22 protein-coding genes are annotated in these 25,737 nt (G+C 64.5%); 10 read left to right on the top strand and 12 right to left on the bottom strand.

Features of this window, described 5'->3' with window-relative positions; genetic code table 11:
• The 3 genes from EOA27_RS00935 to EOA27_RS00945 all read left to right on the top strand — a co-directional run.
• On the top strand, positions 1–708 hold a 708-nt coding region (locus EOA27_RS00935), incomplete at its 5' end, for a hypothetical protein (protein ID WP_127255254.1).
• 236 nt (positions 709–944) lie between these two features.
• Positions 945–1,622, top strand: coding sequence for a winged helix-turn-helix domain-containing protein (locus EOA27_RS00940; RefSeq protein WP_126063578.1), 678 nt, complete (start codon positions 945–947; stop codon positions 1,620–1,622).
• A 45-nt stretch (positions 1,623–1,667) separates the two neighbouring features.
• Positions 1,668–3,041 (top strand): HAMP domain-containing sensor histidine kinase, encoded by a 1,374-nt coding sequence (locus tag EOA27_RS00945; protein WP_126080375.1) that lies wholly within the window; start codon positions 1,668–1,670, stop codon positions 3,039–3,041.
• 19 nt (positions 3,042–3,060) lie between these two features.
• On the opposite strand, the gene EOA27_RS00950 is transcribed toward EOA27_RS00945, so the two are convergent.
• Positions 3,061–3,930 (bottom strand): helix-turn-helix domain-containing protein, encoded by an 870-nt coding sequence (locus tag EOA27_RS00950; protein ID WP_126080374.1) that lies wholly within the window; start codon positions 3,928–3,930, stop codon positions 3,061–3,063.
• A 106-nt stretch (positions 3,931–4,036) separates the two neighbouring features.
• Between EOA27_RS00950 and EOA27_RS00955 the strand changes: the two genes are divergently transcribed.
• Genes EOA27_RS00955 through EOA27_RS00975 form a run of 5 tightly spaced genes read left to right on the top strand, consistent with a single transcriptional unit; the run spans position 4,037 to position 10,232 of the window.
• Entirely contained in the window at positions 4,037–5,305 is a 1,269-nt protein-coding gene (locus EOA27_RS00955; RefSeq protein ID WP_126080373.1) for an ABC transporter substrate-binding protein, read from the top strand.
• 56 nt (positions 5,306–5,361) lie between these two features.
• Entirely contained in the window at positions 5,362–6,222 is an 861-nt protein-coding gene (locus tag EOA27_RS00960) for a sugar ABC transporter permease (RefSeq protein ID WP_126080372.1), read from the top strand.
• On the top strand, positions 6,219–7,055 hold the full coding sequence (locus EOA27_RS00965) for a carbohydrate ABC transporter permease (protein ID WP_126080371.1): 837 nt from the start codon (positions 6,219–6,221) through the stop codon (positions 7,053–7,055). The genes EOA27_RS00960 and EOA27_RS00965 overlap by 4 nt, the downstream gene beginning before the upstream one ends.
• Positions 7,056–7,067: 12 nt before the next feature.
• Entirely contained in the window at positions 7,068–8,153 is a 1,086-nt protein-coding gene (ugpC, locus tag EOA27_RS00970; RefSeq protein WP_126080370.1) for a sn-glycerol-3-phosphate ABC transporter ATP-binding protein UgpC, read from the top strand.
• Between the two features lie 51 nt (positions 8,154–8,204).
• Positions 8,205–10,232: an aldo/keto reductase gene (locus EOA27_RS00975; protein ID WP_126080369.1), complete on the top strand. Its 2,028-nt coding sequence runs from the start codon at positions 8,205–8,207 to the stop codon at positions 10,230–10,232.
• A 267-nt stretch (positions 10,233–10,499) separates the two neighbouring features.
• On the opposite strand, the gene EOA27_RS00980 is transcribed toward EOA27_RS00975, so the two are convergent.
• A complete protein-coding gene (locus EOA27_RS00980) occupies positions 10,500–10,928 on the bottom strand; it encodes an Lrp/AsnC family transcriptional regulator (protein WP_126083638.1) in 429 nt (142 codons plus the stop codon).
• An 83-nt stretch (positions 10,929–11,011) separates the two neighbouring features.
• Between EOA27_RS00980 and EOA27_RS00985 the strand changes: the two genes are divergently transcribed.
• Entirely contained in the window at positions 11,012–12,154 is a 1,143-nt protein-coding gene (locus tag EOA27_RS00985; RefSeq protein ID WP_281059388.1) for a saccharopine dehydrogenase family protein, read from the top strand.
• A gap of 128 nt (positions 12,155–12,282) precedes the next feature.
• Here the strand turns inward: EOA27_RS00985 and lpdA are convergent, their stop codons facing one another.
• From lpdA to EOA27_RS01005, 4 genes are all read right to left on the bottom strand, one after another.
• Complete coding sequence (lpdA, locus tag EOA27_RS00990) at positions 12,283–13,680, bottom strand: dihydrolipoyl dehydrogenase (protein WP_127255256.1); 1,398 nt, start codon at positions 13,678–13,680, stop codon at positions 12,283–12,285.
• A gap of 306 nt (positions 13,681–13,986) precedes the next feature.
• Complete coding sequence (locus EOA27_RS00995; RefSeq protein WP_126080366.1) at positions 13,987–15,297, bottom strand: dihydrolipoamide acetyltransferase family protein; 1,311 nt, start codon at positions 15,295–15,297, stop codon at positions 13,987–13,989.
• 13 nt (positions 15,298–15,310) lie between these two features.
• Positions 15,311–16,324, bottom strand: coding sequence for an alpha-ketoacid dehydrogenase subunit beta (locus EOA27_RS01000; protein WP_126080365.1), 1,014 nt, complete (start codon positions 16,322–16,324; stop codon positions 15,311–15,313).
• A 2-nt stretch (positions 16,325–16,326) separates the two neighbouring features.
• Positions 16,327–17,559 (bottom strand): 3-methyl-2-oxobutanoate dehydrogenase (2-methylpropanoyl-transferring) subunit alpha, encoded by a 1,233-nt coding sequence (locus tag EOA27_RS01005; RefSeq protein WP_126080364.1) that lies wholly within the window; start codon positions 17,557–17,559, stop codon positions 16,327–16,329.
• 546 nt (positions 17,560–18,105) lie between these two features.
• Between EOA27_RS01005 and holA the strand changes: the two genes are divergently transcribed.
• Complete coding sequence (holA, locus tag EOA27_RS01010) at positions 18,106–19,149, top strand: DNA polymerase III subunit delta (RefSeq protein WP_126080363.1); 1,044 nt, start codon at positions 18,106–18,108, stop codon at positions 19,147–19,149.
• Positions 19,150–19,293: 144 nt separating this feature from the next.
• Here the strand turns inward: holA and EOA27_RS01015 are convergent, their stop codons facing one another.
• The 6 genes from EOA27_RS01015 to mnmG all read right to left on the bottom strand — a co-directional run.
• Positions 19,294–20,079: a DUF2182 domain-containing protein gene (locus EOA27_RS01015; RefSeq protein WP_126080362.1), complete on the bottom strand. Its 786-nt coding sequence runs from the start codon at positions 20,077–20,079 to the stop codon at positions 19,294–19,296.
• Between the two features lie 123 nt (positions 20,080–20,202).
• Positions 20,203–20,829 carry a DUF1326 domain-containing protein gene (locus tag EOA27_RS01020; RefSeq protein ID WP_126080361.1) on the bottom strand — a complete coding sequence of 209 codons (627 nt, stop codon included), beginning with the start codon at positions 20,827–20,829 and terminating at the stop codon, positions 20,203–20,205.
• 632 nt (positions 20,830–21,461) lie between these two features.
• On the bottom strand, positions 21,462–22,355 hold the full coding sequence (locus EOA27_RS01025) for a ParB/RepB/Spo0J family partition protein (RefSeq protein WP_126080360.1): 894 nt from the start codon (positions 22,353–22,355) through the stop codon (positions 21,462–21,464).
• 65 nt (positions 22,356–22,420) lie between these two features.
• Positions 22,421–23,218, bottom strand: a complete 798-nt coding sequence (locus tag EOA27_RS01030; RefSeq protein ID WP_126080359.1) for a ParA family protein — start codon at positions 23,216–23,218, stop codon at positions 22,421–22,423.
• Positions 23,219–23,235: 17 nt separating this feature from the next.
• Positions 23,236–23,877, bottom strand: a complete 642-nt coding sequence (gene rsmG / locus EOA27_RS01035; protein WP_126080358.1) for a 16S rRNA (guanine(527)-N(7))-methyltransferase RsmG — start codon at positions 23,875–23,877, stop codon at positions 23,236–23,238.
• Positions 23,874–25,737: tRNA uridine-5-carboxymethylaminomethyl(34) synthesis enzyme MnmG (gene mnmG, locus EOA27_RS01040; protein WP_127255258.1), on the bottom strand; the 1,864-nt coding region annotated here is incomplete at its 5' end. The genes rsmG and mnmG, both read right to left, overlap by 4 nt.

The raw sequence follows: 25,737 nt of genomic DNA on the forward strand, positions 1-25,737 counted from the left end.
GTCCTGGCGGTGACCATGGGCGAGACGGCGGCGGACTATCTGGCCGTCAATCTCGGGCTCGGCCTTATCGTCACGTCGCTGATCATGAGCGGCATTCTCATTGTCGCGCTTGTCCTGCAATTCGCGCAGAAGCGTTACGTGCCCTGGGCCTACTGGCTGGCGGTCGTCCTGACCAGCGTCGTCGGCACCCTGGTCACCGACAACCTCGTCGACAATTTCGGCGTGCGGCTGGAGACGACGACCATCATCTTCTCGGTCGCCCTCGCCCTGACCTTCATCGCCTGGTACGCCAGTGAGAAGACCCTGTCGATCCACACCGTCTTCACCACCCGGCGCGAGATCTTCTACTGGCTGGCGATCCTGTTCACCTTCTCGCTCGGCACCGCCGCCGGCGATCTGGTCGCCGAGCGCTTCGACCTTGGCTATCTCGCCACTGGCCTTATCTTTGGCGGCGTCATCGCGGCGATCGCCTTTGGCTATTTCGTCCTCGGCCTGAATGCCATCCTCGCCTTCTGGCTCGCCTATATCCTGACCCGACCGTTCGGCGCCTCCTTCGGCGACCTGCTGGCGCGGCCGGTCGAATATGGCGGCATGGGCTTCGGCACCACTTTCACCAGCCTGACCTTCCTCGGCTCTATCGTGGTCATCGTTCTTTATATGACGCTGAAGAGCCTGATCGACGAGGACGAGCAGGCCCTGCTCGACTGAGCGCGATCCCTGAACCAGCCGTCTCGCAAAAATGTGTAGCGGTCTTCGGTCCCCGAATGCGTAAAGCAGATGGTTGGTGCAATCCGTCCGGAATTGCGCCGAGACGACGAGATGGGGCATGATGCCGCCCGAGAGCCGCTTCACGCGTTTCGGCATCATATCCTGGAGAACCAGCCAGGAAAGAGCCGGCCGGCGCCGCCATGCCGGCGAGGTTGCGGCAAGGACAGCACGGGGCGATGCGACTTCTGCTTGTTGAGGACGATCCGAGAACCGCCGACTATATCGTCCGCGGGCTGACCGAGGCCGGCCATGTCTGCGATCTTTTGCGCGACGGCCATGACGGCCTCTTCGCCGCGACCCGCAACGCCTATGACGTGATCGTCGCCGACCGCATGGTTCCCGGCCTCGACGGCCTGTCGATGATCAAGGCCGTGCGCGCCGCCGGCATCCATACGCCGGCTATCTTCCTCACCTCGATCGGCGGCGTCGACGACCGCGTCGAGGGCCTGGAGGCGGGCGGCGACGACTATCTGGTCAAGCCCTTCGCCTTTTCGGAGCTGCTTGCCCGCATTCATGCGCTTGGCCGCCGGCCGGCGGCGCAGGAGCAGAAGACGGCGCTGCGAGTCGCCGACCTCGAAATGGACCTGATCCAGCGCCGCGTGACCAGACAGGGTCAGCCGATCGACCTGCAGCCGCGCGAGTTCAGCCTGCTTGAGGTGCTGATGCGCGGCGAGGGGCGCGTCATCACCCGCACCATGCTGCTGGAGCGCGTCTGGGATTTTCACTTCGATCCCAAGACCAGCGTCGTCGAGACGCATATCAGCCGGCTGAGGGCCAAGGTCGACAGGCCCTTCGACGTGCCGCTGATCCATACGGTGCGCAACACCGGCTACAGCCTGCATGTTCCGGCCTGATCCCGCATCCGCGATTGCCGGGCGACCAAGCGCCTTCGCGCGCGCATGAGCGATAGGCGCTCCAGCCTGCTGCGCAGCACGCCGTTCAGGCTGGCGCTGACCTTCGCTTTCCTGTTCCTGCTTGCCTTCATCCTGTCCGGCGCGGTCGTCTATCAACTGATGAGTGCCTCGCTCGCCAGGCAGCTCGATCAGTCGATCAAGGAGACCTACTCGCTGATCGCCGCGACCCATGCCGAGAGCGACGAGGAGGATCTCGTCTCCACCGTCAGGGACCATGCCCAGTTCAGCCAGGACAAGGACCAGATCTTTTCCCTCACCGATAAGGCCGGCAACCGCCTCGCCGGCGATTTCACCGCCTCCGGCCTGCCGGATGGGTTTTCCATGTTCGCAGCCGACTTGCCGGGCGTGCCGCCAGGTACCGAATACCGCGCCTATTCGGGCACGGTCGGCGACAACAATTTGACCGTCGCCTTCTCGCTTTCGGAAACCGAGGATCTCGAAAGGATCGTGCTGATGAGCTTCGGCTGGGCTACGCTCGTCATCACCGTTCTGGCGATCGGCGGCGGCGCCGTGCTCGCCTCGCGTGTCCAGCGGCGCCTCGATGGCATCGCCAGCACCATGGTGGACGTCTCGCATGGCCGGCTCGACGCCCGCATCCCGCTGATCGGCAGCGGCGACGACATCGACGCCGTCTCCGCCCAGGTGAATGCCGCGCTCGAGCGCCTGTCGGCCTTGGTAGACGGCATGCGCGAGGTGAGCGCCAACATCGCCCATGACCTCAAGACGCCGCTCAACCGGCTGCAGATGATCCTGGAATCCGCCGCCGACAAGACGGTGTCGGGCGAGGATGTCTCGGCCGAGCTGACCGACGCCCGCGCCGAGAGCCAGCAGATCAACAGCACCTTCGACGCGCTTCTGCGCGTCGCCCAGATCGAGGCCGGCGCCCGCAAGGCGCGCTTCGTCGATCTGGATGTCGGGCCTATCGTCGAGACCATCGGCGACGTCTATGCCGATGTCGCGGAGGATGACGGCAAGTCCCTTTCAACGGGCGTCGTTCCGGATACGAAATGGTATATCCACGGCGACCGGGACCTGCTGATGCAGATGCTCGCCAATCTGGTCGAGAATGCGCTCCGGCATTGCCCGCCGGGGACCGCGATCGGACTTTCAGTGACCAGGGATGGCAGCCACGTCCTTATCCATGTCCGCGACAATGGCCCGGGCATTCCCGCCGAGGAGCGTGAAAAGGTGTTCCGGCGGCTCTACCGCCTGGATGCGAGCCGCACGACGCCGGGCAGCGGCCTGGGTCTCAGCCTTGCCAAGGCTGTGGCCGACTTGCATGGCGCCGTGATAACGCTGGAGGATTGCAAACCGGGTCTCGGCGTCACGGTCAGCTTCCCGGCGGTGAAAGCCGCCTGATTCGGATCCGCTTTGGCAGTCACCGCGCGGCGCCCGCCCGGCGGAAATCGGACGGCGACATGCCGGCAAGCTTGCGGAACGATTTGTTGAAGGCGCTGAGCGAGCCGAAACCGGAGTCCATCGCGACCTTCAGCACATTGGCGTCCTCATGCATCAGAAGTGCCTGCGCATAGCTCAGCCGCAAGAGACTGACATATTCGTTGAGCGTCATGCCGGTCGATTTCTTGAACAGGCTCATGGCGTATTTGGGATGGATATCGGCGGCGCAAGCGATGTTCACGCAGTCGATATCGTAGAGAAAATTCTCGGCGATGAAATCGCACATGCGCCCGACATTGCGTGAGGACTGCTGGTCGAAGGGGCTGCCCGCGCCATGCCCGGCGGCGGTTCCGGGCACCAGCCGGTAGGGCTCGAAACGCACCCGCTCTAGCCGAAGCAGCAGCTCGTTGACGGCATGCTCTGTCCTGGCCGGATCGCCCGAGCGCGCATAATCGTTCCAGCGCTTGAAATTGTCATTGTCGGACTGATCGGTGGCATTGGTCACCAGCGTCGCGCCGGTCATCAGCCGGTGCCTGACATCGGCCGGCAGATGCAGCCTGAAGAAATGCACCAGCGGCAGATGCGCGCCGGCATAGACAGCGTCGTCCGTCAGATCGTCCATCTGGTGCGGCAGGCCGCCCCAGAACAGGCACATCTCGCCGGCCGACAGCGAAATCTCATGCTCGGCCATGCGGTAGTGCACGCTGCCCTGCACGATGAAGTTCACCTCGACCTGGGCGTGCCAATGCGGCTTCAGCATCACCAGCGGATGGTTGTGGAACATCTGCAAGGCCAGCGGCAGGCCTTCGACGCTGCTCGCGCCAGGCTGGTAGAACGGACGCTCGGGCATCTTACTTTCCGCCAACTTCTTATTCCCTCTGTCGGGGACAAGCCTTCCGCGCCGCATAATCTAGCCACGCTCACAGCGAGAGAGCAAATGAAATGGGAGGATTTCAATGCGCACCACACTGACCTGCGCCGCGCTTTTGCTTGCCCTGGGTTCAGGCCCGGCGCTGGCGCAGTCCGGCGAGATCACCATCTGGAGCTGGAACATCGCCGCTTCGTCGCTGAAGTCGACGGTCGAGGGCTTCAACAAGAAATATCCCGACATCAAGGTCACGGTTCAGGACCTCGGCAACCAGCCGACCTATGACAAGTCGATCGCCGGCTGCGCCGCCGGCGGCGTCGGCCTGCCCGACATCGTCACGATCGAGAACGGCGAGGCCGAGAACTACTGGAGCCAGTTCCCGGACTGCTTCGTCGACCTGCACACGCTGGGCTACACCGCCGAAGACCAGAAGAAATTCCCCGACTTCAAGCGCACCGAGCTCGAGATCGGCGACAAGGCCTATGCCATGCCATGGGATTCCGGCCCGGTCGCCGTCTTCTACCGCCGCGACTTCTACGAGAAGGCAGGCGTCGATCCGGCCTCGATCAAGACCTGGGACGATTTCATCGCCGCCGGCAAGAAGATCCAGGCCGCCAATCCCGGCGTGTCGATGACCAATGCCGATTTCAACGGCGACACCGAATTTTTCCGCATGATCTCCAACGAGCAGGGCTGCGCCTATTTCGCCGAGGACGGCCAGTCGATCACCGTGGCCGAGCCGAAATGCGTCGACGCCATGACCAAGGTCAAGGAGATGAAGGACGCCGGCATCGTGTCGTCGGCCGATTGGTCGACCAAGATCACCAACAACACCGCCGGCACCGTCGCCACCCAGGTCTATGGCGGCTGGTATGAAGGCACGATCCGCACCGAATCGCCGAAGGAAAGCGGCAAATGGGGCGTCTATCTGATGCCGAGCCTGACCGCCGATGGCCCGCGCGCCGCCAATCTCGGCGGGTCGTCGCTGGCCATCACATCGGCCTCGAAGAACAAGGAAGCGGCCTACGCCTATCTGAAATACACGCTGGGGACCAACGACGGCCAGATCACCATGCTGAAGGATTTCGGCCTCGTGCCGTCGCTGGTCTCTGCGCTCGACGATCCCTACGTCGCGCAGGGCCAGGAATATTGGGGCGGCCAGGCGGTCTGGAAAGATATCCTCTCCACGCTGCCCAAGGTGGTGCCGAGCCGCGGCACCCAGTTCCAGAGCGACGCCGAGATCATCGTCCGCGCCGTGCAGACCAAATATCTGGCCAACGGCTATCCCGACGCCAAGGCCGCGCTCGACGACGCCGCCAAGCAGATCGCCGCCGCCACCGGCCTGCCGGTGAAGTAAGGCCGCTTTTCCTTCTCCCACAAGTGGAGAAGGGAAAACGAAGAAAGGAGGAAGCCATGCGCACCCAGAACGCCACCGCGTACCGCTTCCTCACGCCTTACCTTTTGATCTTCGCCGTCTTCTGGATCTGGCCGATCATTTCCTCGTTCCTGATCTCCTTCCAGGCGACGCGGACCGTGCCGTGGCGTTTCGCGCCGGCCTTCAACTGGGGCCGCCTGATCGGCGACCCCGCCTTCTACAACGCGCTGAAGAACACACTGCTGATCCTCGTCATCCAGGTGCCGGTGATGATTGCGCTGGCGATCGTCATGGCGGTGCTTCTGAATTCGCCGCTCTTGAAGGCGCGAGGCCTCTATCGCTTCGCCTTCTTCGCCCCGGTCGTGGTCGGCGAGGTCGCCTATTCGGCCGTCTTTCGCCTGATGTTCAGCCTCGATTTCGGCATCGTCAACAAGCTGCTCAACAGCGTCGGCCTGCCCAAAGTCGATTGGTTCTCCAACGTCACGCCGGCCATGGCGCTGATCATGATCGCGGTGACCTGGCGCTGGGCCGGCTACAACGCCATCATCATCCTCGCCGGCCTGCAGTCCATTCCGGAGGACCTCTACGAGGCGGCGACGCTCGACCGCGTCAGCAAGGTGAAGCAGTTCTTCCACATAACCTTGCCGCTCTTGAAGCCCGTCATTGTCTTTTGCGCCGTGCTGTCGATCATCGGCACCATGCAGCTCTTCACCGAGCCGTTCCTGATCACCGAGCGTGGCGGCCCCGGCGGTGGCACCGAAACGCTTGGGCTGCTGCTCTACCGCCAAGGTTTTCGGTCGCTCAATTTCGGTTACGCCTCGGCCGTCGCCTACACCATGGCGGGCCTCGCCATCGCCATCACCTTGGTGCAGCTCTGGCTGATGAGGGAGCCGAAATGATCTCGCGCTCGCAGGCAAGGCTCGGCCGCAGCATCCTGCTGCATCTCTTCCTGACGCCGCTGGCGCTGATCTGGCTGTTCCCGCTGTGGATGATGGTGGTGTTCTCGACCATGCCGGACAACGGCATCTTCAGCCCGGGCATCGAGCTTCTGCCGCATGACGGCTTCATCGACAATTTCAACAATCTGCAGCGCGACACCAATTTCGTCGGCGCCATCGGCATCTCGGTCTCGGTGGCCGTGACCTACACCGTGCTTTCGGTACTGCTCACCTCGATGGCCGGCTGGGCGCTGGCACGTTACGAGTTTCACGGCAAGGGCGCGGTGGTGGCGATCATCTTCGGCACCATCACGCTTCCCTACGCGGTGGTGCTCATCCCGCAATTCATCATGGTGGCCCGCGACTTCGCTTTGGCCAACACCTGGATCGCGCTGATCGTCCCGCCGCTGTTCAATTCACTCGGCGTGCTCTTCATGCGCCAGGCTTTCTCGATGATGCCGGCCGAACTGTTCGACGCGGCGCGCGTCGAAGGCGTCAAGGAATGGCGCATCTTCCTGTTCGTGGCGCTGCCCTTGGCCCGCCCGATGCTGGCGGCGCTGGCGATCATCCTCTTCCTCGCCTCGTGGAACAACTATCTCTGGCCGCTGCTGATCAACAGCCAGCCCGGCGCGATGACCGCGCCGGTGGCGCTCGGCACGCTGATCGGCCTGACCAAGGTTTCCTGGGGCGGCATCATGGCCGGCGCCGTGATGCTGACGGTTCCGATGCTCATCGTCTTCGTGCTGTTGCAGCGTCATTTCATCGCCGGCATCGCCGCCGGCGCGGTCAAATAGGAAAGAAGCGCGATGGCCGCCGTCACCCTTACCAATGTCATAAAACGTTTCGGCTCCTTCGAGGTCGTGCACGGCGCCAACATCGACATCGCCGACGGCGAGTTCGTCGTCTTCGTCGGCCCCTCCGGCTGCGGCAAGTCCACGCTGCTCCGGATGATCGCCGGGCTGGAGGACATCAGCGGCGGCGACATCGCCATCGGCGGCAAGGTGATGAACGATGTCGAGGCGGCCGACCGCGGCATCGCCATGGTGTTCCAATCCTACGCGCTCTACCCGCATATGACGGTCGAGCAGAACCTCTCCTTCGGTCTCCGCATGAACGGCAACCCGAAGGCCGACACCGAACGCCGCGTGAAACGCGCCGCCGAGATCCTGCGCATCGACGAATTGATGCAGCGCCGGCCGAAGCAGCTCTCCGGCGGCCAGCGCCAGCGCGTCGCCATCGGCCGCGCCATCGTGCGCGAGCCGCAGGTTTTTCTCTTCGACGAGCCGCTCTCCAACCTCGACGCCGAGCTCAGGGTGCAGATGCGGGTCGAGATCTCGCGCCTGCACAAGGAGCTCGGCGTCACCATGATCTATGTGACGCACGACCAGACCGAGGCGATGACGCTGGCCGATCGCATCGTCGTGCTGAAGGCCGGCAATGTCGAGCAGATCGGCGCGCCGCTCGACCTCTATGACGATCCAGCCAACCGATTCGTAGCCGGCTTCATCGGCTCGCCAAAGATGAATTTCCTCAGCGCCAAAGTCGTCGATACGTCAAACAGCGCCGCGATCGTCGAGCTCGTCAACCATGGCGGCGCCAGGCTGCGCAAGCCGCTCCGCGATGCTTTTCCCGCCATCGGCGCCGAAATCGTGCTCGGCGTCAGGCCGGAGCATTTCTTCGAGGCCGGCGAGGGCGATTGCGACATTCCGGTCAAGGCCGACGTCGCCGAGCATCTTGGTTCCGTGAGCTATGTCTACGCCAACGCCGGGCCCGAGGAGCTGATCGTCGAGCGCGAGGCCTCGCGCCAGCGCGCCGGCGGCGATCATTTCACCGTTTCCATCAAGGCCGAGCGTTCGCTGCTTTTCGACAAATCAGGCGCGAGGATTCGCTGACTTTCTTCCGCCCGACCCCAAGACGAGGCGGCGACCCATGGAGAATTCGACATGACATCTGGAAAAATCCGCTGGGGCATCCTCGGGCCCGGCAGCATCGCGAAATCCTTTGCCGGCGGTGTGGCGCAGTCGCGCACCGGCGAACTGGTCGCGCTCGGCGCCCGCAACCCTGCCAAGCCGGGCCTAGCCGAGACCTTTCCGGGCGCGCGCATCCTCAACGGCTATGAGGCGCTGCTCGCCGACGGCCAGGTCGACGCCGTCTATATTTCGATCCCGCATCCCGGCCATGCCGAATGGGCGATCAAGGCGGCCGAAGCCGGCAAGCATGTGCTGTGCGAAAAACCGCTGGCGCTCACCGCCTTCGAGGCCGACGCCATGATGCATGCGGCGCGCAAGGCCGGCACTTTCCTTGGCGAAGCCTTCATGTATCGGTTGCACCCGCAGACCCGGCAACTGGTCGAGCTGATCAAGTCGGGCGCAATCGGCGAAGTGCGCATGATCAAGTCGAGTTTTGGTTTCGCCATGCCGGGCTTCATGCCCGAGCACCGGCTCTATGCCAACGACCTCGCTGGCGGCGGCATCCTCGATGTCGGCGGCTATCCTGTCTCGATGGCGCGGCTGATCGCCGGCGCCGCCACGGGCCAGCCCTTTGCCGAACCCGACAAGGTCCTGGGCGCGGCCCATCTCGGCCAATCCGGCGTCGATGAATGGGCTTCCGCCTTGCTGCACTTTGCCGGCGGCATCGTCGCCGAAATCTCCTGCAGCATCTCGCTCGACCAGGACAACATCCTGCGCATTTTCGGCGCAAAGGGCCGGATCGAGGTGCCCGATTTCTGGTTTGCCGGCGGCAACCGCGATGTCGGGCCGGGCCGGATCGAGGTGATCCGGTCCGGGGCGGCTCGCGAGGTGATCAGCCTTAACGAGACGCGTCACCTCTATTCCTTCGAGGTCGATGCCGCGGGCGAAGCAATCCAGGCAGGCAGGCAGGAATTCGCCTGGCCGGGCATGTCCTGGGCCGACAGCCTCGGCACGCTGCGCGTCCTCGACAAGTGGCGCGCCGCCGTCGGTCTCGAATACGAGATCGAAAAGCCGGCTAAGCGCCTCAACACCATATCCGGCCGGCCGCTGCGTACCGACGGCACGGCCATCGGCAAGCGCGTCCTTCCCAGCCTGCCGAAACCCGTCTCGCTTCTGGCGCTCGGCTTCGAGGATTTCCGCAGCTTCTCCTCCGGCTCGATCCTGCTCGACGCCTATTTCGAGGCCGGCGGCAATCTGTTCGACACCGGCTTTGTCTATGGCGGCGGCTACACCGAGACGCTGCTCGGGCAGTGGCTTAAGAATCGCGGCGTGCGCGAAAAATCGGTCATCATAGCCAAGGGTGCGCATTCGCCGCTCTGCTATCCCGATGTCATTGCAAAACAGCTGGCCCAGTCGCTCGACCGGCTGCAGACCGATCATGTCGACATCTATTTCATGCATCGCGACAATCCGGATGTGCCGGTCGGCGAATTCGTCGACGCCATGGACGCCGAGGCCAGGGCCGGCCGCATCCGCGGCCTGTTCGGCGGCTCCAACTGGACGATGGAGCGCATGGACGAGGCGATTGCCTATGCCAAGAAGAACGGCAGGCAGAAGCCCGGCGCGCTCTCCAACAATTTCTCGCTGGCTGAAATGCTGGAGCCGATCTGGGCAGGCTGCGTCACCTCCTCGACCGATGCGTGGAAGGCCTGGCTGGCGGCGCGGCAGATGCCGCACTTCGCCTGGTCGAGCCAGGGCCGCGGCTTCTTCACCGACCGCGCCGGCCGCGACCGGACTGACAATGAGGAGCTGGTGCGGGTCTGGTACTCGGAAAGGAATTTCGCCCGCCGCGACCGCGCCATCGAGCTGGCCCGAAAACTCGGCAAGAGCCCGATCCATATCGCGCTGGCCTACGTGCTGGCGCAGCCCTTCCCGTCGGTCCCGCTGATCGGCCCGCGCACGCTGGACGAGCTGGAGGACAGCCTCAGGGCGCTCGATATCAAGCTGACGCCGGAGGATGTGGCCTGGCTGGACGAGGGTGCGGAACGGAGGAGGGCTTAGGGGGAAAATCAGGGGCGTCGCGTTCCTTCGCCCCCCTCTCTGCTCTGCCGGGCATCTCCCCCCTCAAGGGGGGAGATTGGCAGCTTCAGCGCCGGCGCTCCCTTTGCAACGTTGGCGATTAGCGAAAGCCGGCGCCACATCTGATCTCCCCCCTTGAGGGGGTTGAGGAGCGGTCCGCACAGCGGACGGGAAGCCAATTGCTTGGCTTTCCGAGCGACGAAAGCCGGCAGGACAGAGAGGGGGCCCCGCGCCAGCATCTCAACAGTTTCACCGATCAACCCGGGTCGACAAGATAATCGACGACGAGGTCCGCTCCACCCCATCCATCGCCCCGATCCGGTCGAGCAGCGCGTCGAGGTCGCGGATCGACGGCGCGTCGACGATGACGATCATGTCGAAATTGCCGCTCACCGAATGCACGGTCGTGACCGGCGGCATCGCTTCAAGGCTCCGCACCACCTTGTCGGCGAGTTTCGGCGTGACGGTGAGCAACACATGCGCCTTGACCAGCCCCTGCTCATAGTCGGGCGACAGCCGGACCCCATAGCCGGCGATGATGCCGCGCTGCTCCAGCCGCTCGATGCGGCTCTGCACCGTCGTGCGCGACACGCCGAGCTGGCGCGCGAGCTCGGCGGTCGAGGCCCGAGCGTTGGCGCGCAGCAAAGTGAGCAGGGCCTGTTCGGCTTGAGTGAGCATTTCGACGAAACCTTTCAGCAGATCGTCCAAAGTTCAGCTTCACATTGTCAGATTCCACGCTTCCTTTCGACAGGCAAGCTGCGATGATTCCTGTGACTCGAAATTTGGCAGGGGAATTGATCATGAAGAACATCGTTGTCGTCGGCGCCGGCAAGATCGGCTCGACCATCGCCGAAATGCTGAGCGCCACGGGCGACTACCGCGTCACGTTGGTCGACCGCTCGGCGGCCCAGCTTGCCGCCGCCGAGCTGCCGGCCGGCGTCGCGACGCAGGAGCTCGACATCGCCACCACGGGCGAACTGGAAAAAATCCTTGCCGGCAAGTTCGCCGTGCTGAGCGCAGCCCCCTTCCACCTCACAACCCGCATCGCCGAGGCGGCCGCCGCCGCCGGTGTGCACTATCTCGACCTCACCGAGGACGTCGTCTCGACCCGCCGCGTCAAGGAACTGGCGCGCAGTGTGAAAAACGCCTTCATCCCGCAATGCGGCCTGGCGCCGGGCTTCATCTCGATCGTCGCCAACGACCTCGCCAGCCGCTTCGACACGCTGGAAAGCGTTCGCATGCGCGTCGGCGCGCTGCCGCAATATCCGTCCAATGCGCTGAACTACAACCTTACCTGGAGCACCGACGGCGTCATCAACGAATATTGCGAGCCCTGCGAGGCGATCGTCGAGGGCGAGCTGATCGAAGTGCCTCCGCTGGAGGAGCGCGAGGAATTCTCGCTCGATGGCGTCACCTATGAGGCCTTCAACACCTCGGGCGGGCTCGGCACTCTGGCCGAGACGCTGAAGGACAAGGTGCGCACGCTGAACTACCGCACCATCCGCTATCCCGGCCACGCCGCGATCATGAAGGCGTTGCTCAACGACCTCGGGCTACGCCACCGCCGCGACGTGCTGAAGGACATCTTTGAAAGCGCCCTGCCGGCGACGCTGCAGGATGTGGTCATCGTCTTCGTCACCGTCTCGGGCCGCCGCAACGGCCGCCTGCTGCAGGAGACCTACGCCAACAAGATCTATTCGCACCGCGTCGGCAACATCGTGCGCAGCGCCATCCAGATCACCACCGCGTCGGGCATCTGCGCCGTGCTCGACATGCTGGCCGACGGCTCGCTCCCGGCCAAGGGTTTCGTGCGCCAGGAAGACATCGCCCTCGACGCCTTCCTCGCCAACCGCTTCGGCCGGGCTTATGCCCAGCACGAGATGGTGAGCCGGCTGGCGGGGTGAGTCTCCCACCCTCCCCCTTGTGGGGAGGGTCGGCGCGCAGCGCCGGGGAGGGGGCAGCGCCCTACGAGAACCCCCACCCCGCTCCGCTTCGCGGATCGACCCTCCCCACAAGGGGGAGGGTAAGGAGCTCAAATATGCAGCGCGTGGCCCAGCGCCTTCAGCGCCGCTTCCTGGAAACCTTCGCCTTGCGTCGGATGCGCGTGGATCGTGCCGGCGATATCCTCCAGCCGCGCGCCCATCTCCAGCGCCAGGCCGAAGGCCGCCGACAGTTCGGACACGCCTTGCCCGACCGCCTGAATGCCGAGCACCAGATGATTGTCGGCGCGCGCCACGACCCGCACGAAACCGTCCTCGCCCTGTTTCGTCATCGCCCGGCCGTTGGCGGCGAAGGGGAACTGGCCGATCTTGACCTCGCCGGCGAACGCTTTCGCCTCTTCCGGTGACAGGCCCGCGGTGACCAGCTCCGGATCGGTGAAGCAGATCGCGGGAATGGCGCGCTTGTCCCAGCTTCTCTTGTGGCCGGCGACGATCTCGGCCACCATCTCGCCCTGCGCCACCGCCCGATGCGCCAGCATCGGCTCGCCGGTGACGTCGCCGATGGCAAAGATGCCGCGCATCGAGCTGCGGCACTGGTCGTCGATGCGGATGAATTTTCCCGTCCTGTCGAGGTCGATCTGCTCAAGACCCCACCCCTCGGTGAGCGGCTTGCGCCCGACCGTGACCAAAATCCTGTCGGCAGCGATCTTGGCGCTTTTGCCGTCCGCCGTCTCGGCCAGCAGCGCATCGCCCTTGGTCGACAATCCCTTCGCTTTGGCGCCCGTCATGACCTCGACGCCAAGCTCGCCAAGCCGCTTCAGCACGGGCCGCGTCAGCTCGGCATCATATTGCGCAAGCACGCGCGGCAACGCTTCGACCACCGTGACCTTGGCGCCCATCCTGGCGAAGGCCATGCCGAGCTCGAGCCCGATATAGCCGCCGCCGACGACCGCGAGCTTCTTCGGCACGTCGCTCAGCGCCAGCGCCTCGGTGGACGAAATCACAGGTCCCCCGAAAGGCAGGAACGGCAGCTCGACCGGCGCCGAGCCGTTGGCGATCACCACCGTTTCGGCGCGGATGACCTGCGTGCCGGTCTCGGTTTCGACCTCGACCGTCTTGCCATCGCGGAACGTCGCCCAGCCCTGCACCGTCTTCACCTTGGCCTTCTTCAACAACCCGGCCACGCCGCTGTTGAGCCGGCTAACGATACCGTCCTTCCAGGCGACGGTTCTTGCGAGGTCCAGCGTCGGCGCGGCGACCTTGATGCCGAGCGGATCCTTGCCGGAGGCCATATGCGCGATCTTCTCGAACTCCTCCGCGGCATGGATCAGCGCCTTGGACGGGATGCAGCCGACATTGAGGCAGGTGCCGCCGGGCTTCGCAACTTCGACGATCACCGTATCGACGCCGAGTTGTCCGGCGCGGATGGCGCAGACATAACCGCCCGGACCGGCGCCGATGACCAGCAGCTTGCAGGAGATTTCTTTCATGGGCTTACGCTCTTCTTGATGGCGAACGTCGCGGCGCGCCTCCCCTTCTCCCCTTGTGGGAGAAGGTGGATCGGCGCGCCAGCGCCGAGACGGATGAGGGGTGTTCCAGCGGAGTGAGGCGCTGGCTTTCCCTGGAGACCCCCTCATCCGGCCGCTTCGCGGCCACCTTCTCCCCGAGGGGAGAAGAGGACAGCGGAGTCGCCGGCGACCACCTCTCCCCTCGGGGAGAGGTCGGATTGCCCCGCATTGCCCTTCGCAATTCGGCTGGCAATCCGGGTGAGGGGGTCTTTGCGACCGTGGTCATTTTCAATCCACGAAAATCAGCGCCGGCGTCTCGAGCAGCGCCTTGATGCGCTGCACGAACACCGCGGCATCCCAGCCGTCGATGACGCGGTGGTCGAAGCTGGACGACAGGTTCATCATCTTGCGCGGAATGAACTGGGTGCCGTCCCAGACCGGCCGCACCATGATCTTGTTGACGCCGACGATCGCCACTTCCGGATGGTTGATGACCGGCGTCGTCGCCACGCCGCCCATGGCGCCGAGCGAGGTGATGGTGATGGTCGAGCCGGACAGCTCCTCGCGGCTCGCCGTGCCGGCCTTGGCCGCATCGGCCAGCCGGTTGACTTCCGCAGCGCTGTCCCACAGGTCACGCGCCTCCGCATGTTTCACCACCGGCACTACCAGCCCGTTCGGCGTCTGCGCGGCGATGCCGATATGAATGCCCTCATGCTGGTGTATGATCCCGGCCTCGTCATCGAACAGTGAATTGAGGTTGGGCTGCTCGGCGATCGCCTTGACCATCGCCCGTATCAGGAAGGGCAGCAGCGTCAGCTTCGGGCGATCGGCGCGCTTCTCCTTGTTCAGCGTCGCGCGCAGTTCCTCCAAGGCCGTGACGTCGATCTCCTCGACATAGGTGATGTGCGGGATGCGCGATTTCGCCAGCGACATCTTTTCGGCGATCTTGCGCCTGAGCCCGACGACCTTGATGTCCTCGACGCCGTCCTTGCGCGCAAGGCCGGTGGCGCGCGCAACCTGCGGGCCGCGTGCCACAAACGCGTCAATGTCTTCATGGCTGATGCGCCCGGCCGGACCGCTGCCCGGAACCTGGCGCAGATCGATGCCGGCTTCCTTCGCTCGCAGCCGCACGGCCGGCGAGGCCAGCGGCTTCTCGCCTTCCGCGCGCGGCGCGCCGGAAACGGCAGCAGGGCGCGCGGCCTTCGGCGCTGCGGCTGGCGAAACCTTAGCCGGCGGATCGGCTGGCTTTGGTGCCGCTTTCGGCATGGCCGGTGCCGGCGCTGGTTTTGGCTCGGCCGACGCAGCGGGCGCCTTCTCTTCCGGCACGGCCTGGGCGGCCGCCTTCACATTGCCTTCGCCGGCTACCTTCAGCCGCACGATCGGCGAGCCGATTGCCACCGTGTCGCCGATCTCGGCGCCGAGCCAGAGGATCTCGCCGTCAACCGGTGACGGGATTTCGACGGTTGCCTTGTCGGTCATGACGGCGGCCAGAACCGTGTCCTCGCGCACGAGATCGCCGACCTTGACATGCCACTCGACAAGCTCGGCCTCGGCGACGCCTTCGCCGACATCGGGAAGCTTGATGACGTGCTCACCCATCTCAGGCCTCCCCCTAAGCTTCCAATGTTTCGACGAGCGCGCGCCCGATTCGCGCCGGGCCGGGGAAATAGTCCCATTCCTGCGCGTGCGGATAGGGCGTATCCCAGCCGGCGACGCGCGCCACAGGGGCTTCCAAATGGTAGAAGCAGTTCTCCTGCACCAGCGAGACCAGCTCTGCGCCGAAGCCGGAAGTCAGCGTCGCTTCATGCACGACGACACAGCGTCCGGTCTTCGTCACCGAGGCGACGATCGTATCGAGGTCGAGCGGCAGCAGCGTCCTGAGATCGATCACCTCGGCGTCGATGCCGGTCTCCTCGGCCGCGGCCTGCGCGACATAGACCATCGTGCCATAGGCGAGCACCGTGACCGCCGATCCGGGCCGGCGGATCGCCGCCTTGCCGAGGGGGATCGTGTAGTGGCCCTCGGCAACCTCGCCGAGCTCATGCTTCGACCAGGCCGTCACCGGCTTGTCGTGGTGACCGTCGAACGGCCCGTTATAGAGCCGCTTCGGCTCGAGGAAGATCACCGGGTCGGGATCCTCGATCGCCGCGATCAGCAAGCCCTTGGCGTCATGCGGATTGGACGGCACGATCACCTTCAGGCCGGAGACATGAGTGAACAGCGCTTCCGGGCTCTGGCTGTGCGTCTGGCCGCCGAAGATACCGCCGCCGGTCGGCATACGCACCACGATCGGGCAGGTGAAGTCGCCGTTCGAACGGTACCGCAGCCGCGCTGCCTCCGATACGATCTGGTCGTAGGCCGGATAAACATAGTCGGCAAACTGCACCTCGACACAGGGTTTCAACCCGTAGGCAGCCATGCCGATGGCCGAACCGACGATGCCCGATTCGCTGATCGGGGCGTCGAAGCAGCGGCTCTTGCCGTATTTGGCCTGCAGGCCCTGCGTGGCGCGGAACACGCCGCCGAAGAAGCCGACATCCTCGCCATAGACGATGACTTTGTTGTCGCGGCCCATCGACACGTCCATGGCGTCGCGGATCGCCTCGATCATGGTACGCCTGGGCATGGTCAGACCCCTGCCTGCTGGCGCTGGCGCCTGAGATGCGGAGGCATCTCGGCATAGACGCCCTCGAACATGTCGCGGGTTGACGGCTTGCCGCCGGCATGCAGCGTGCCGTGGCCCTCGGCCTCCTTCTGCGCTGCGATCACCGTTTCGAGGATCTCGGCCTCCGCCTGGGTATGGCGATCCTCGGACCAGACGCCCTTCTGGATGAGGTGGTTCTTCAGCCGGATAACCGGATCGCCGAGCGGCCAGGCGTCGGACTCGGCTTTCGGCCGGTAGGCCGACGGATCGTCGGACGTCGAATGCGCACCGACGCGGTAGGTGACATATTCGACCAGTGTCGGTCCGAGATTGGCGCGCGCCCGTTCGACCGCCCATTTCGCCACGGCGTGCACGGCGAGGTAGTCGTTGCCGTCGACGCGCAGCGAAGGAATGCCGAAGCCGAGGCCGCGCGCGGCGAACGTGCCGGAGCCACCGCGGGCGATACCCTGGAAGGTCGAGATCGCCCACTGATTGTTGACGACATTGAGCACGACAGGAGCCTTGTAGGTCGAGGCGAAAACCAGCGCCGCGTGAAAATCGGACTCCGCCGTCGAGCCGTCGCCTATCCAGGCGGCGGCAATGCGCGAATCGTTGGAGATCGCCGAGGCCATCGCCCAGCCGACCGCCTGGATATATTGCGTCGCCAGATTGCCCGAGATCGAGAAGAAACCGTGCTCCTTAGAGGAGTACATGACCGGCAGCTGGCGACCCTTCAGCGGATCGGCCTCGTTGGAATAGATCTGGTTCATCATCGAAACCATCGGATAGCCGTCGGCGATGAGAAGACCTGCTTGCCGATAGGTCGGGAAATTCATGTCGCCCGGCTGAAGCGCCTTGCGGAATGCGCAGCTCACCGCTTCCTCGCCAAGATGCTGCATGTAGAAGGAGGTCTTGCCCTGGCGCTGCGCCATCTGCATGCGCGCGTCGAAGGTCCGAAGCGTCATCATATGGCGCAGGCCTTCGAGCAATTCCTTATCGCTGAGCAGCCCCGCCCATGGCCCGACGGCCTCGCCGGCGCGGTTCAGCACGCGGATGATGGAGAAAGCCATGTCGCGGATGGTGCGCGGATCGACGTCGATCTCGGGACGCGGCACCGAGCCGGCCTTGGGAATGGTCACATTGGAGAAATCGGGCGTGCCGCCAGGCCGCACCTCTGGCTCGGGCACATGAAAGCGCAACATTCCAGCATCGGCCATGAGCTCACATCCTCCAATGTTGCCGGTGCGATCTTTGCACATCCGCGCCGCCAGACCAGTGCCAATTCGCCGGGTCTGGGCGGGGCCTTCCTCCCCGGCGCCGGCCCCGGCAAGCCGATGCGGCGCGCAGGCTCAAGATGCAGATATGGCGACGAAATTTCTTGTCTATGTTTTCGCGCCCCGCGCAATTTGGCGGAAGTTTGCGGGGCGATTGGAGCCAGAAAAGGTAATTGGGATATGCGCAGCGGCCGAAGCAGCCAATCTCCCCCCTCGTGGGGGAGATGCCCGGCAGGGCAGAGGGGGGCGTGACAGAACGCTATCTTGCGGTCGTCATTCTAGGGCGGAGCAAGGAGCGGAGCGACGCGCGCAGACCCTAGAATCCATGCCGTTACGCCAAGGCGTTGCCGCGGTTACAGAATATTCTGCACCGTTGTGCTCCGCGGTAGAAGTCACGGCATGGATTCTCGGGTCGAGCCCGAGAATGACGAAGAGAGGCCCGCCGCTTCTCCGTTCACTCCGTCCCCGCCTCATGCTAACTCACCCCGCATGGCACAGAAGAAAGGATACGAGGTCGATTCGTGGCTGGCGAGGCCCGATCCCTCCATGGGAATCGTCCTGCTTTACGGTCCCGACCGCGGCCTTGTCGCCGAGCGCGCGAAGACCTTCGCGGCGAAGACCGGACTGCCGCTCGATGATCCGTTCTCGGTGGTCAAGCTCGACGGCGCGGAGGTGGACCGCGACGAGGGCCGGCTGCTCGACGAGGCTCGCACCGTGCCGATGTTTTCCGACCGGCGGCTGCTTTGGGTGCGCAACGCCAGCGGCCAGAAGGCGCTGGCCGACGACATCAAGGCGCTGACCACCGAGCCCGCCCGCGACGCCGTCATTCTGATCGAGGCGGGCGACCTGAAGAAGGGCACGGGCCTCAGGGCTATCGTCGAGGCCGCCGGCAACGCCATCGCCTTGCCCTGCTATGCCGATGAAGCCCGCGACCTGGATTCGGTGATCGACGACGAATTGCGCAAGGCCGGCATGTCGATGACATTGGACGCGAGGCAGGCGCTGCGACGCAATCTCGGCGGCGACCGCCTCGCCTCGCGCGGCGAGATCGAGAAGCTGGTTCTTTACGCGCACGGCCGCAAGGAGATCGGCATCGAGGACATCAACGCGCTGTCAGGCGACGTCTCCGGCGCTTCCTTCGATGCCGCGGTCGATGCCATGCTGGACGGCAAGGTCGGCGATTTCGACATCGCCTTCACCCGTCACTGCCAGTCCGGCGGCCATCCGTTCCTGGTGCTGTCCTCGGCGATGCGGCAATTGCAGGCGATCCAGGTGATGCGCGGCCAGATGGAGAGCGGCGGCCGCAACGCCGCCTCGGTCGTTGCCGGCGCCCGTCCGCCCGTCTTCTTCTCGCGCCGCAAGCTGGTGGAAAAGACGCTGGAGCGCTGGAACGTCGAGGCGCTCGGTCGGGCGCTCAGCCGGCTGCAGACGGCCGTGCTGCAGACGCGCAAGCGGCCGGACCTGTCGGAGGCCTTGGCCAGGCAGGCGCTGCTCGGCATCGCGATCGAAAGCGCGAGATTGGGGCAGAGGTAGGCGATTAGCCGATCTCCCGCTTGTGGGGGAAATGTCCGACAGGACAGAGGGGGGCGCTGTCCCGCCAGCGTATCAGCCAACCGCAGCGGCACTCACGGCGTTTATGATGACGTCAGACTATCTTTGCCAGAGAGCCGCCTTCAGTCAGTTCATCGTCATCGTGTCCATCGGCTGGAAAGTTGGCAGCGCCTGCGGAAGGATCAGCACCGCCGCGCCATAAAGAAGCAGGGCCACGCCCGACACCTTCGCAATCCGCTCTCCATACGGGAATGTTTTCTCCGCAAAGACCAGCAGCGTGACCACGGCCATTGCGGCGAGGTTCATGATCCCGAGCGGAAACAGAGCGAGAAACAACAGCCAGCAGCAGCCCAGGCAAAAGAGCCCATGCCGCAGGCCCATGCGCACCGCGCCTAACCGCCCATCGCGCCATGAGGTCAGGATGAAACCGATCGGTGAGCGGCATTTGGCGAGGCACAGGTCTTTCAACAGCGAGAGCTGATAGGCGCCCGCCAACATCAGCAGCGCGCCGTCGATCCGCGCGTCCGTCGCTGCGGACAATCCCACACGCCCGGCAAGCATCTCCGCGCCCGCCGCGCCGGCAAAAGCCAAAACGCCCGTCGCCGCCCAGACCAGCATGTAGCCGGCTACGAACACCCAGGTCGACACAAAGGCCTGGCCACGGCCCCGCTTGCCTCTCTGCACCTGGTGAAAGGTCAGAATCATCGGCGCCGCCGCCGGAAACATCATGGCGATCATCATGATCAGCCAGACGGTAAGAAACAGCGCGGCCGTCATGCCCATGCTGGGAGAGTCCATGCGCATGTCGGCATCCATGCCCATCTGATGCCAGGCAAGCAGCGCCCACCACGCCGCCGCGGCCGCGGCGATCAGCAACGCGAGTATGATGTTTCGCTGCAGGGTCAGCGGCATGAGCGGGCCGTTCTGCTGCCAGGCGCCAGAGCAATTCCAGGAAAAGTGTGAGCGGTTTTCCGCCCGGAATTGCGTAAAAACAAAGGATAGCGGATCGCCGTTTCCGTGAAACGGTGAAACGCTCTAGAGCTGGCCGGACCAGTTGATCGGCGCGTAATGCCCGTTGCAGCGGGAATTGTCCCAGCTCATGCCATGGTCGCTGAAGGTGCTGCCTGCGCCCCCCATCGCCAGACCGAGCCAGTCGGGATTGACGGGATGGCCGGTAGCCGCCCACATCTCGCCGTCCTCGCGCATGGTCGGCAACGGTTCGACGGCCAGCTCAGCCACCCCGGCAATCGCCGCCGACCGCTTCTTGCCGTCGATCTTGTAGTCGATCGGCACCTTCTTGGCTCCGAGGTTGGTGCTGATCATCGGCGCGAAGGCAGCCATCGGACCACCCGCGGCGCCGGTGAAGATCGCGCCCAGCGCTTCCGTCTGCTGGTCATCGGCCCGACCGTCGATATAGGCGGCGGCCGTCCAATTGCCTTCCGCCATCGGGCCTGGCGTGTGCGCAACCATCGCGACGTTGAGCCCGTCCAGTCGAACGTCGCCGTAATTGCCCTTGTCGATGTGAAAGACCAGACCGACGTCGCAAACGCCTTTGGTCGGCTTCGACGTCAGCTGCGCGTTGGTGGACATCAGACAGGGACACACGACATCGCAGCTGCAATTTTCAAAATAGCTTCCGGACAATTGCCAACTGACCGCCATTTGCACCTCCCGTTTGCGTCAGGCGCGTCGGCATATCGCTTTGGCGAGCAGTGCCGTTTCACGATGTCGGAACGGCAGGTAGCCCTCGCCGCGAATGATCGGCACGCCAGGGCATAGTTAAGTTCGAGCTAATAGAGGGTACGCCGTTGCCTTGGGGTGTCAAGCCAAGCGGCAGGCAATGCGAGCTTCAGCCCAGATATCAACCACGTCCGTGATTGGCGAAAGCCGAGGCGGTGACTGATCTCCCCCCTCGTGGGGGAGATGTCCGGCAGGACAGAGGGGCGCTGTCCCGCCAGCGTATCGGCTTTTGGCGTCGACCTCCCAAGAATCCTGGCCTTGGCGGAGGCGCATTGGCACTGAATTCTGTCGACGCTACAATGATTTAATGTCAATCCATGTCGTTCGGTCGTTGTTGCGCTCATGAGATGATGGCGTTCCTTCGCGCCCCCCTCTGCCCTGCCGGGCATCTCCCCCACAATGGGGGAGATCAGCTGTCCCCGCCGCCTTGGCCAGCCAAAACAAAAAAGGGCCGGCGCATCGCCAGCCCACTATTGTTATCACCGATATATCAGTCGTATCCAACCTTAAGGCAAAATCTCAAATCACGGCAAATACCGTTGCGCCGCAGCCGCCTACCGTTCGTCCTTCAGCCGTCGGCACAACTCGTCGAGCTGCTCCAGCGAGCGGTAATCGACGCGCAGCGTGCCGCCCTTGCCCTTGTGCTCGATGCTCACGATCATGCCGATCGTGTCGGTCATCAGCTTCTCCAGCGCCAGCGTGTCGGGATCCTTTTCGGGCGCGCTTGTCGCGGACTTCGCCTTGGCCGGTGTCGGACCGGCGGGCGTCTGCGCCAGCGCTTCGGCCTGGCGCACCGAAAGCCCCTCCTTGACGATGCGCTTGGCAAGCCCGGCGGGATCCTCGGCAGTCACCAGCGTACGTGCATGGCCGGCGGACAGATCACCGTCGACCAGCATCGAGTGGATCACGGGAGGCAGCTTCAGCAGACGCAGCGTGTTGGCGACATGGCTGCGGCTCTTGCCGATCACCTGGCCGAGATCGGCCTGGGTATAGCCATGCTCGTCGATGAGCTGCTGATAGCCTTGCGCCTCCTCGACAGGATTGAGGTCGGCGCGCTGCACGTTCTCGATGATCGCCAGCTCCAGCGCCGTGCGATCGTTGACGTCGCGCACGATGACCGGGATTTCGGTGAGCCCGGCGCGCTGCGCCGCCCGCCAGCGCCGCTCGCCGGCGATGATCTCGTAGCGGCCGGGCTGAGAGGGCGAGGGGCGCGCCACCACCGGCTGCACCACGCCATGCTCGCGAATCGACTGGGCAAGGTCGGTGAGCTCGGCATCGCCGAAATGCCGGCGCGGGTTCTTCGGGTTCGGGCTGACGAATTCGATCGGCACCTTGCCGTCAGCCGCCACCGTCGCACTCGGCTTTTCCCGCGCCGCCGGACGGTCGATTTCGCCGATAAGCGCAGCGAGGCCACGGCCCAGTCTTTTTCTCGATTGGTCTTCGGTCATTATAATGTCCAGATCGTTTCGGAATCGAATCGGCTGATTAACCACCGCCGCTAGGCCGCTACGGCTCAGGCGGCGCGCAGCTTGCGCTCACGGCGGATCACCTCGGAGGCGAGCTGCAGATAAGCCTGGCTGCCGGAGCATTTCAGGTCATAGAGGATCGCCGGCTTGCCATAGGACGGCGCTTCGGAGACCCGCACATTGCGCGGGATGATCGTCTCATAGACCTTGTCGCCCATATGGGTGCGTACATCCTGCACCACTTGGTTGGCGAGGTTGTTGCGCCCGTCATACATGGTGAGCACGATCCCCTGGATGGTCAGGTCCGGATTGATCGTGCCGCGCACCTGCTCGACCGTTTCCAGCAACTGGCTGAGACCCTCCAGCGCGAAGAACTCACATTGCAGCGGCACGAGAACGGAATCGGCTGCCGCCATTGAATTCAAAGTCAAAAGATTGAGCGAGGGCGGACAATCGATCAGCACATAGCCGAACGGCGCCGAACGCTCTGCCGCGGCGCGCAGAGCATTGCGGAGCCTGAGCACACGGTCGGGCGCCGAGGCGATCTCCATCTCGATGCCGAGCAGGTCGAGCGTGGAGGGCACGATCGACAGGCCGGGCACCGCCGTCGGCACGGCGGCCGCTTCCAGCTCGAGCTCGCCGGTCAGCACATCATAGGACGAGACGGTCCGATCCTTGCGGTCGATGCCGAGCCCGGTGCTGGCATTGCCCTGCGGATCGAGATCGACGATCAGCACGCGCTCGCCGATCGCGGCCAGGGCCGTCGCCAGATTGATGGCCGTCGTTGTCTTGCCGACGCCGCCCTTCTGGTTGGCAACAGTGATGATACGCGGTGCTTTGCTCATGGGCCTATGCCAGTAATTCATTGCTGTTTCGCCGGACGCAAGTCGCTGATTTCGAGGATGACGCCATGGGGGTCGGTCATGCTCGAATGTTCTACCAGATCGAAGGTCCAGCGGTGAGTGCTTTCTTCCACTTCGGCCCGGTAATCCCGGCCTTTATGGAAAAGCGCGCGCGCCCCTTTAATCAGCCAGGGTGCTGCCAGATCGAGCAGGTCCGGGAGCGCCGCCAGCGCCCGCGCCGTGACGATTTCCGGTGCGGAAACAAGCGCATAGCTGTCGTCGATGCGCTTCGCCAGAACCCGCGCCGGCAAATCGAACTGTCCGACGACCGATTGCAGGAACGACGCCTTCTTGCGGTTGCTCTCGACAAGATCGATCGATGCGCCGGGACGTCCTTTGAGCAGGAAGCCGAGCACCAATCCGGGAAACCCACCGCCTGAGCCAAGATCGACCCAGCGCGTTGCGGCGGGCGCGATTCGCGCAAGCTGGGCACTGTCCAGAATATGCCGGCGCCAGATATCGTCCAGCGTCGATGGTGCCGCCAGATTAATGCTGCGGTTCCATTTCAGGAACAGCTGTTCGAAAGCCCGAAGCCGCTCGAATGTTTCACGTGAAACCGGACCCGCTGCCTTCTGCAGGTCCGCCCAGGCATCCGCGCTCACGCCACGGACCTTCGCGCGCCAAGCTCGGCATTGCGGACGTGCGCGACAATGATGGCAAGCGCCGCCGGCGTCATGCCTTCCATCCGTTGCGCGTCGGCAATCGAACGCGGCTGGCGCGTCTTCATCTTCTGCTTCAGCTCGTTCGACAGGCCCGGCACATCCGAGAAGTCGATGCCCTCAGGGATGAGCCGCGATTCCTCATGCCTGATCTGTGCAACATCCGCCTGCTGGCGATCGAGGTAAACCGAATATTTCGCTTCCGTTTCAAGCCGCTCGGCCGTCTTGGCGTCAAGCGCGGCAAAGCGCGGTTCGACGCCGGCGAGCCAGGCCATGTCGACGCCCGGATGCGCCAAGAGGTCGTAAGCCGAGCGGCGCACGCCGTCTTTGTTGATCTCCAGCCCGATCCGCGCCGCCTCGTTCGGCGTCCAGGCCACCGACTTCGCCAAGACACGGGCTTCGTCGAGCTTCCGGACAATCCCGCCGAAGCGCTGCAGCCGTTCCGACGACGCGATGCCGAGCTTTTCACCCAGCGGCGTCAGCCGCTCGTCTGCATTGTCAGCGCGCAGCGAAAGCCGGAACTCGGCACGCGAGGTGAACATCCGATAGGGCTCTGCGATACCGCGGCTGGTGAGGTCATCGACCATCACGCCGATATAGGCTTCGGTTCGGCTGAGCACGAATTCGTCACCGCCGGCGGCCTTGCGCGCCGCGTTGATGCCGGCGAGCAGGCCTTGCGCGCCGGCTTCTTCATAACCGGTGGTGCCGTTGATCTGCCCGGCAAGGAACAGGCCAGTGACGCGCATCGTCTCTAGCGTAGCCTTCAGCTCGCGCGGGTCGACATGGTCGTATTCGATCGCATAGCCCGGCTGCAGCATCGTCGCCTTCTCCAGCCCGGGAATGGTCTTCAGGATCTCGAGCTGAACGTCCTCCGGCAGCGAGGTCGAAATGCCGTTCGGATAGACGGTGTCGTCATCGAGACCTTCCGGCTCCAGGAAGATCTGATGGCCCTCGCGGTCACCGAACTTGACGATCTTATCCTCGATCGACGGGCAATAGCGCGGGCCGACGCCTTCGATCGAGCCGGAATACATGGCCGAGCGGCCGAGATTGGCGCGGATCAGCTCATGCGTTGCCGGCATGGTGCGGGTGATGCCGCAATGGATCTGCGGGTTGGCGATAGCGTCCGTCATCAGTGAGAACGGCACCGGATCTTCGTCTGCGGCCTGGCTTTCCAGCGAGGCCCAGTCGATGGTGCGGCCGTCGAGGCGAGGGGGCGTTCCGGTCTTCAGGCGCCCGAGCTGGAAACCCGCGCGCGCCATCGTCGCCGACAGGCCGTGGCTCGCTTGCTCGTTCATGCGGCCGGCGACGATCTTCTTCTCGCCGATATGGATCAGGCCGCGCAGAAAGGTGCCGGTGGTCAGCACCACGGCGCCGCAAGCCAACCGGCGGTCACCCGAAATCTGAACGGCAGCGATTCGACCGTCCGTGATTTCGAAGTCGAGAGCCTCGCCTTCGATCACGTCGAGATTGTTCTGCTGCCGAATCGCTTCCTGCATCGCCAGCCGATAGAGCTTGCGGTCGGCCTGGGTGCGCGGGCCGCGCACGGCCGGCCCCTTGCGGCGATTGAGCAGGCGGAACTGGATGCCGGCGGCGTCGGCGATGCGGCCCATCAACCCATCCATGGCGTCGATCTCGCGCACGAGATGGCCCTTGCCGAGACCTCCGATCGCGGGATTGCAGGACATGACGCCGATCGTATCGAAGCGAAGCGTCACCAGCGCGGTCCTGGCGCCGGCGCGCGCGGCAGCACTCGCCGCCTCGCATCCGGCATGGCCGCCGCCCACCACCACCACATCATAG

The organism is Mesorhizobium sp. M2A.F.Ca.ET.037.01.1.1 (assembly GCF_003998075.1).
Classification (GTDB): domain Bacteria; phylum Pseudomonadota; class Alphaproteobacteria; order Rhizobiales; family Rhizobiaceae; genus Mesorhizobium.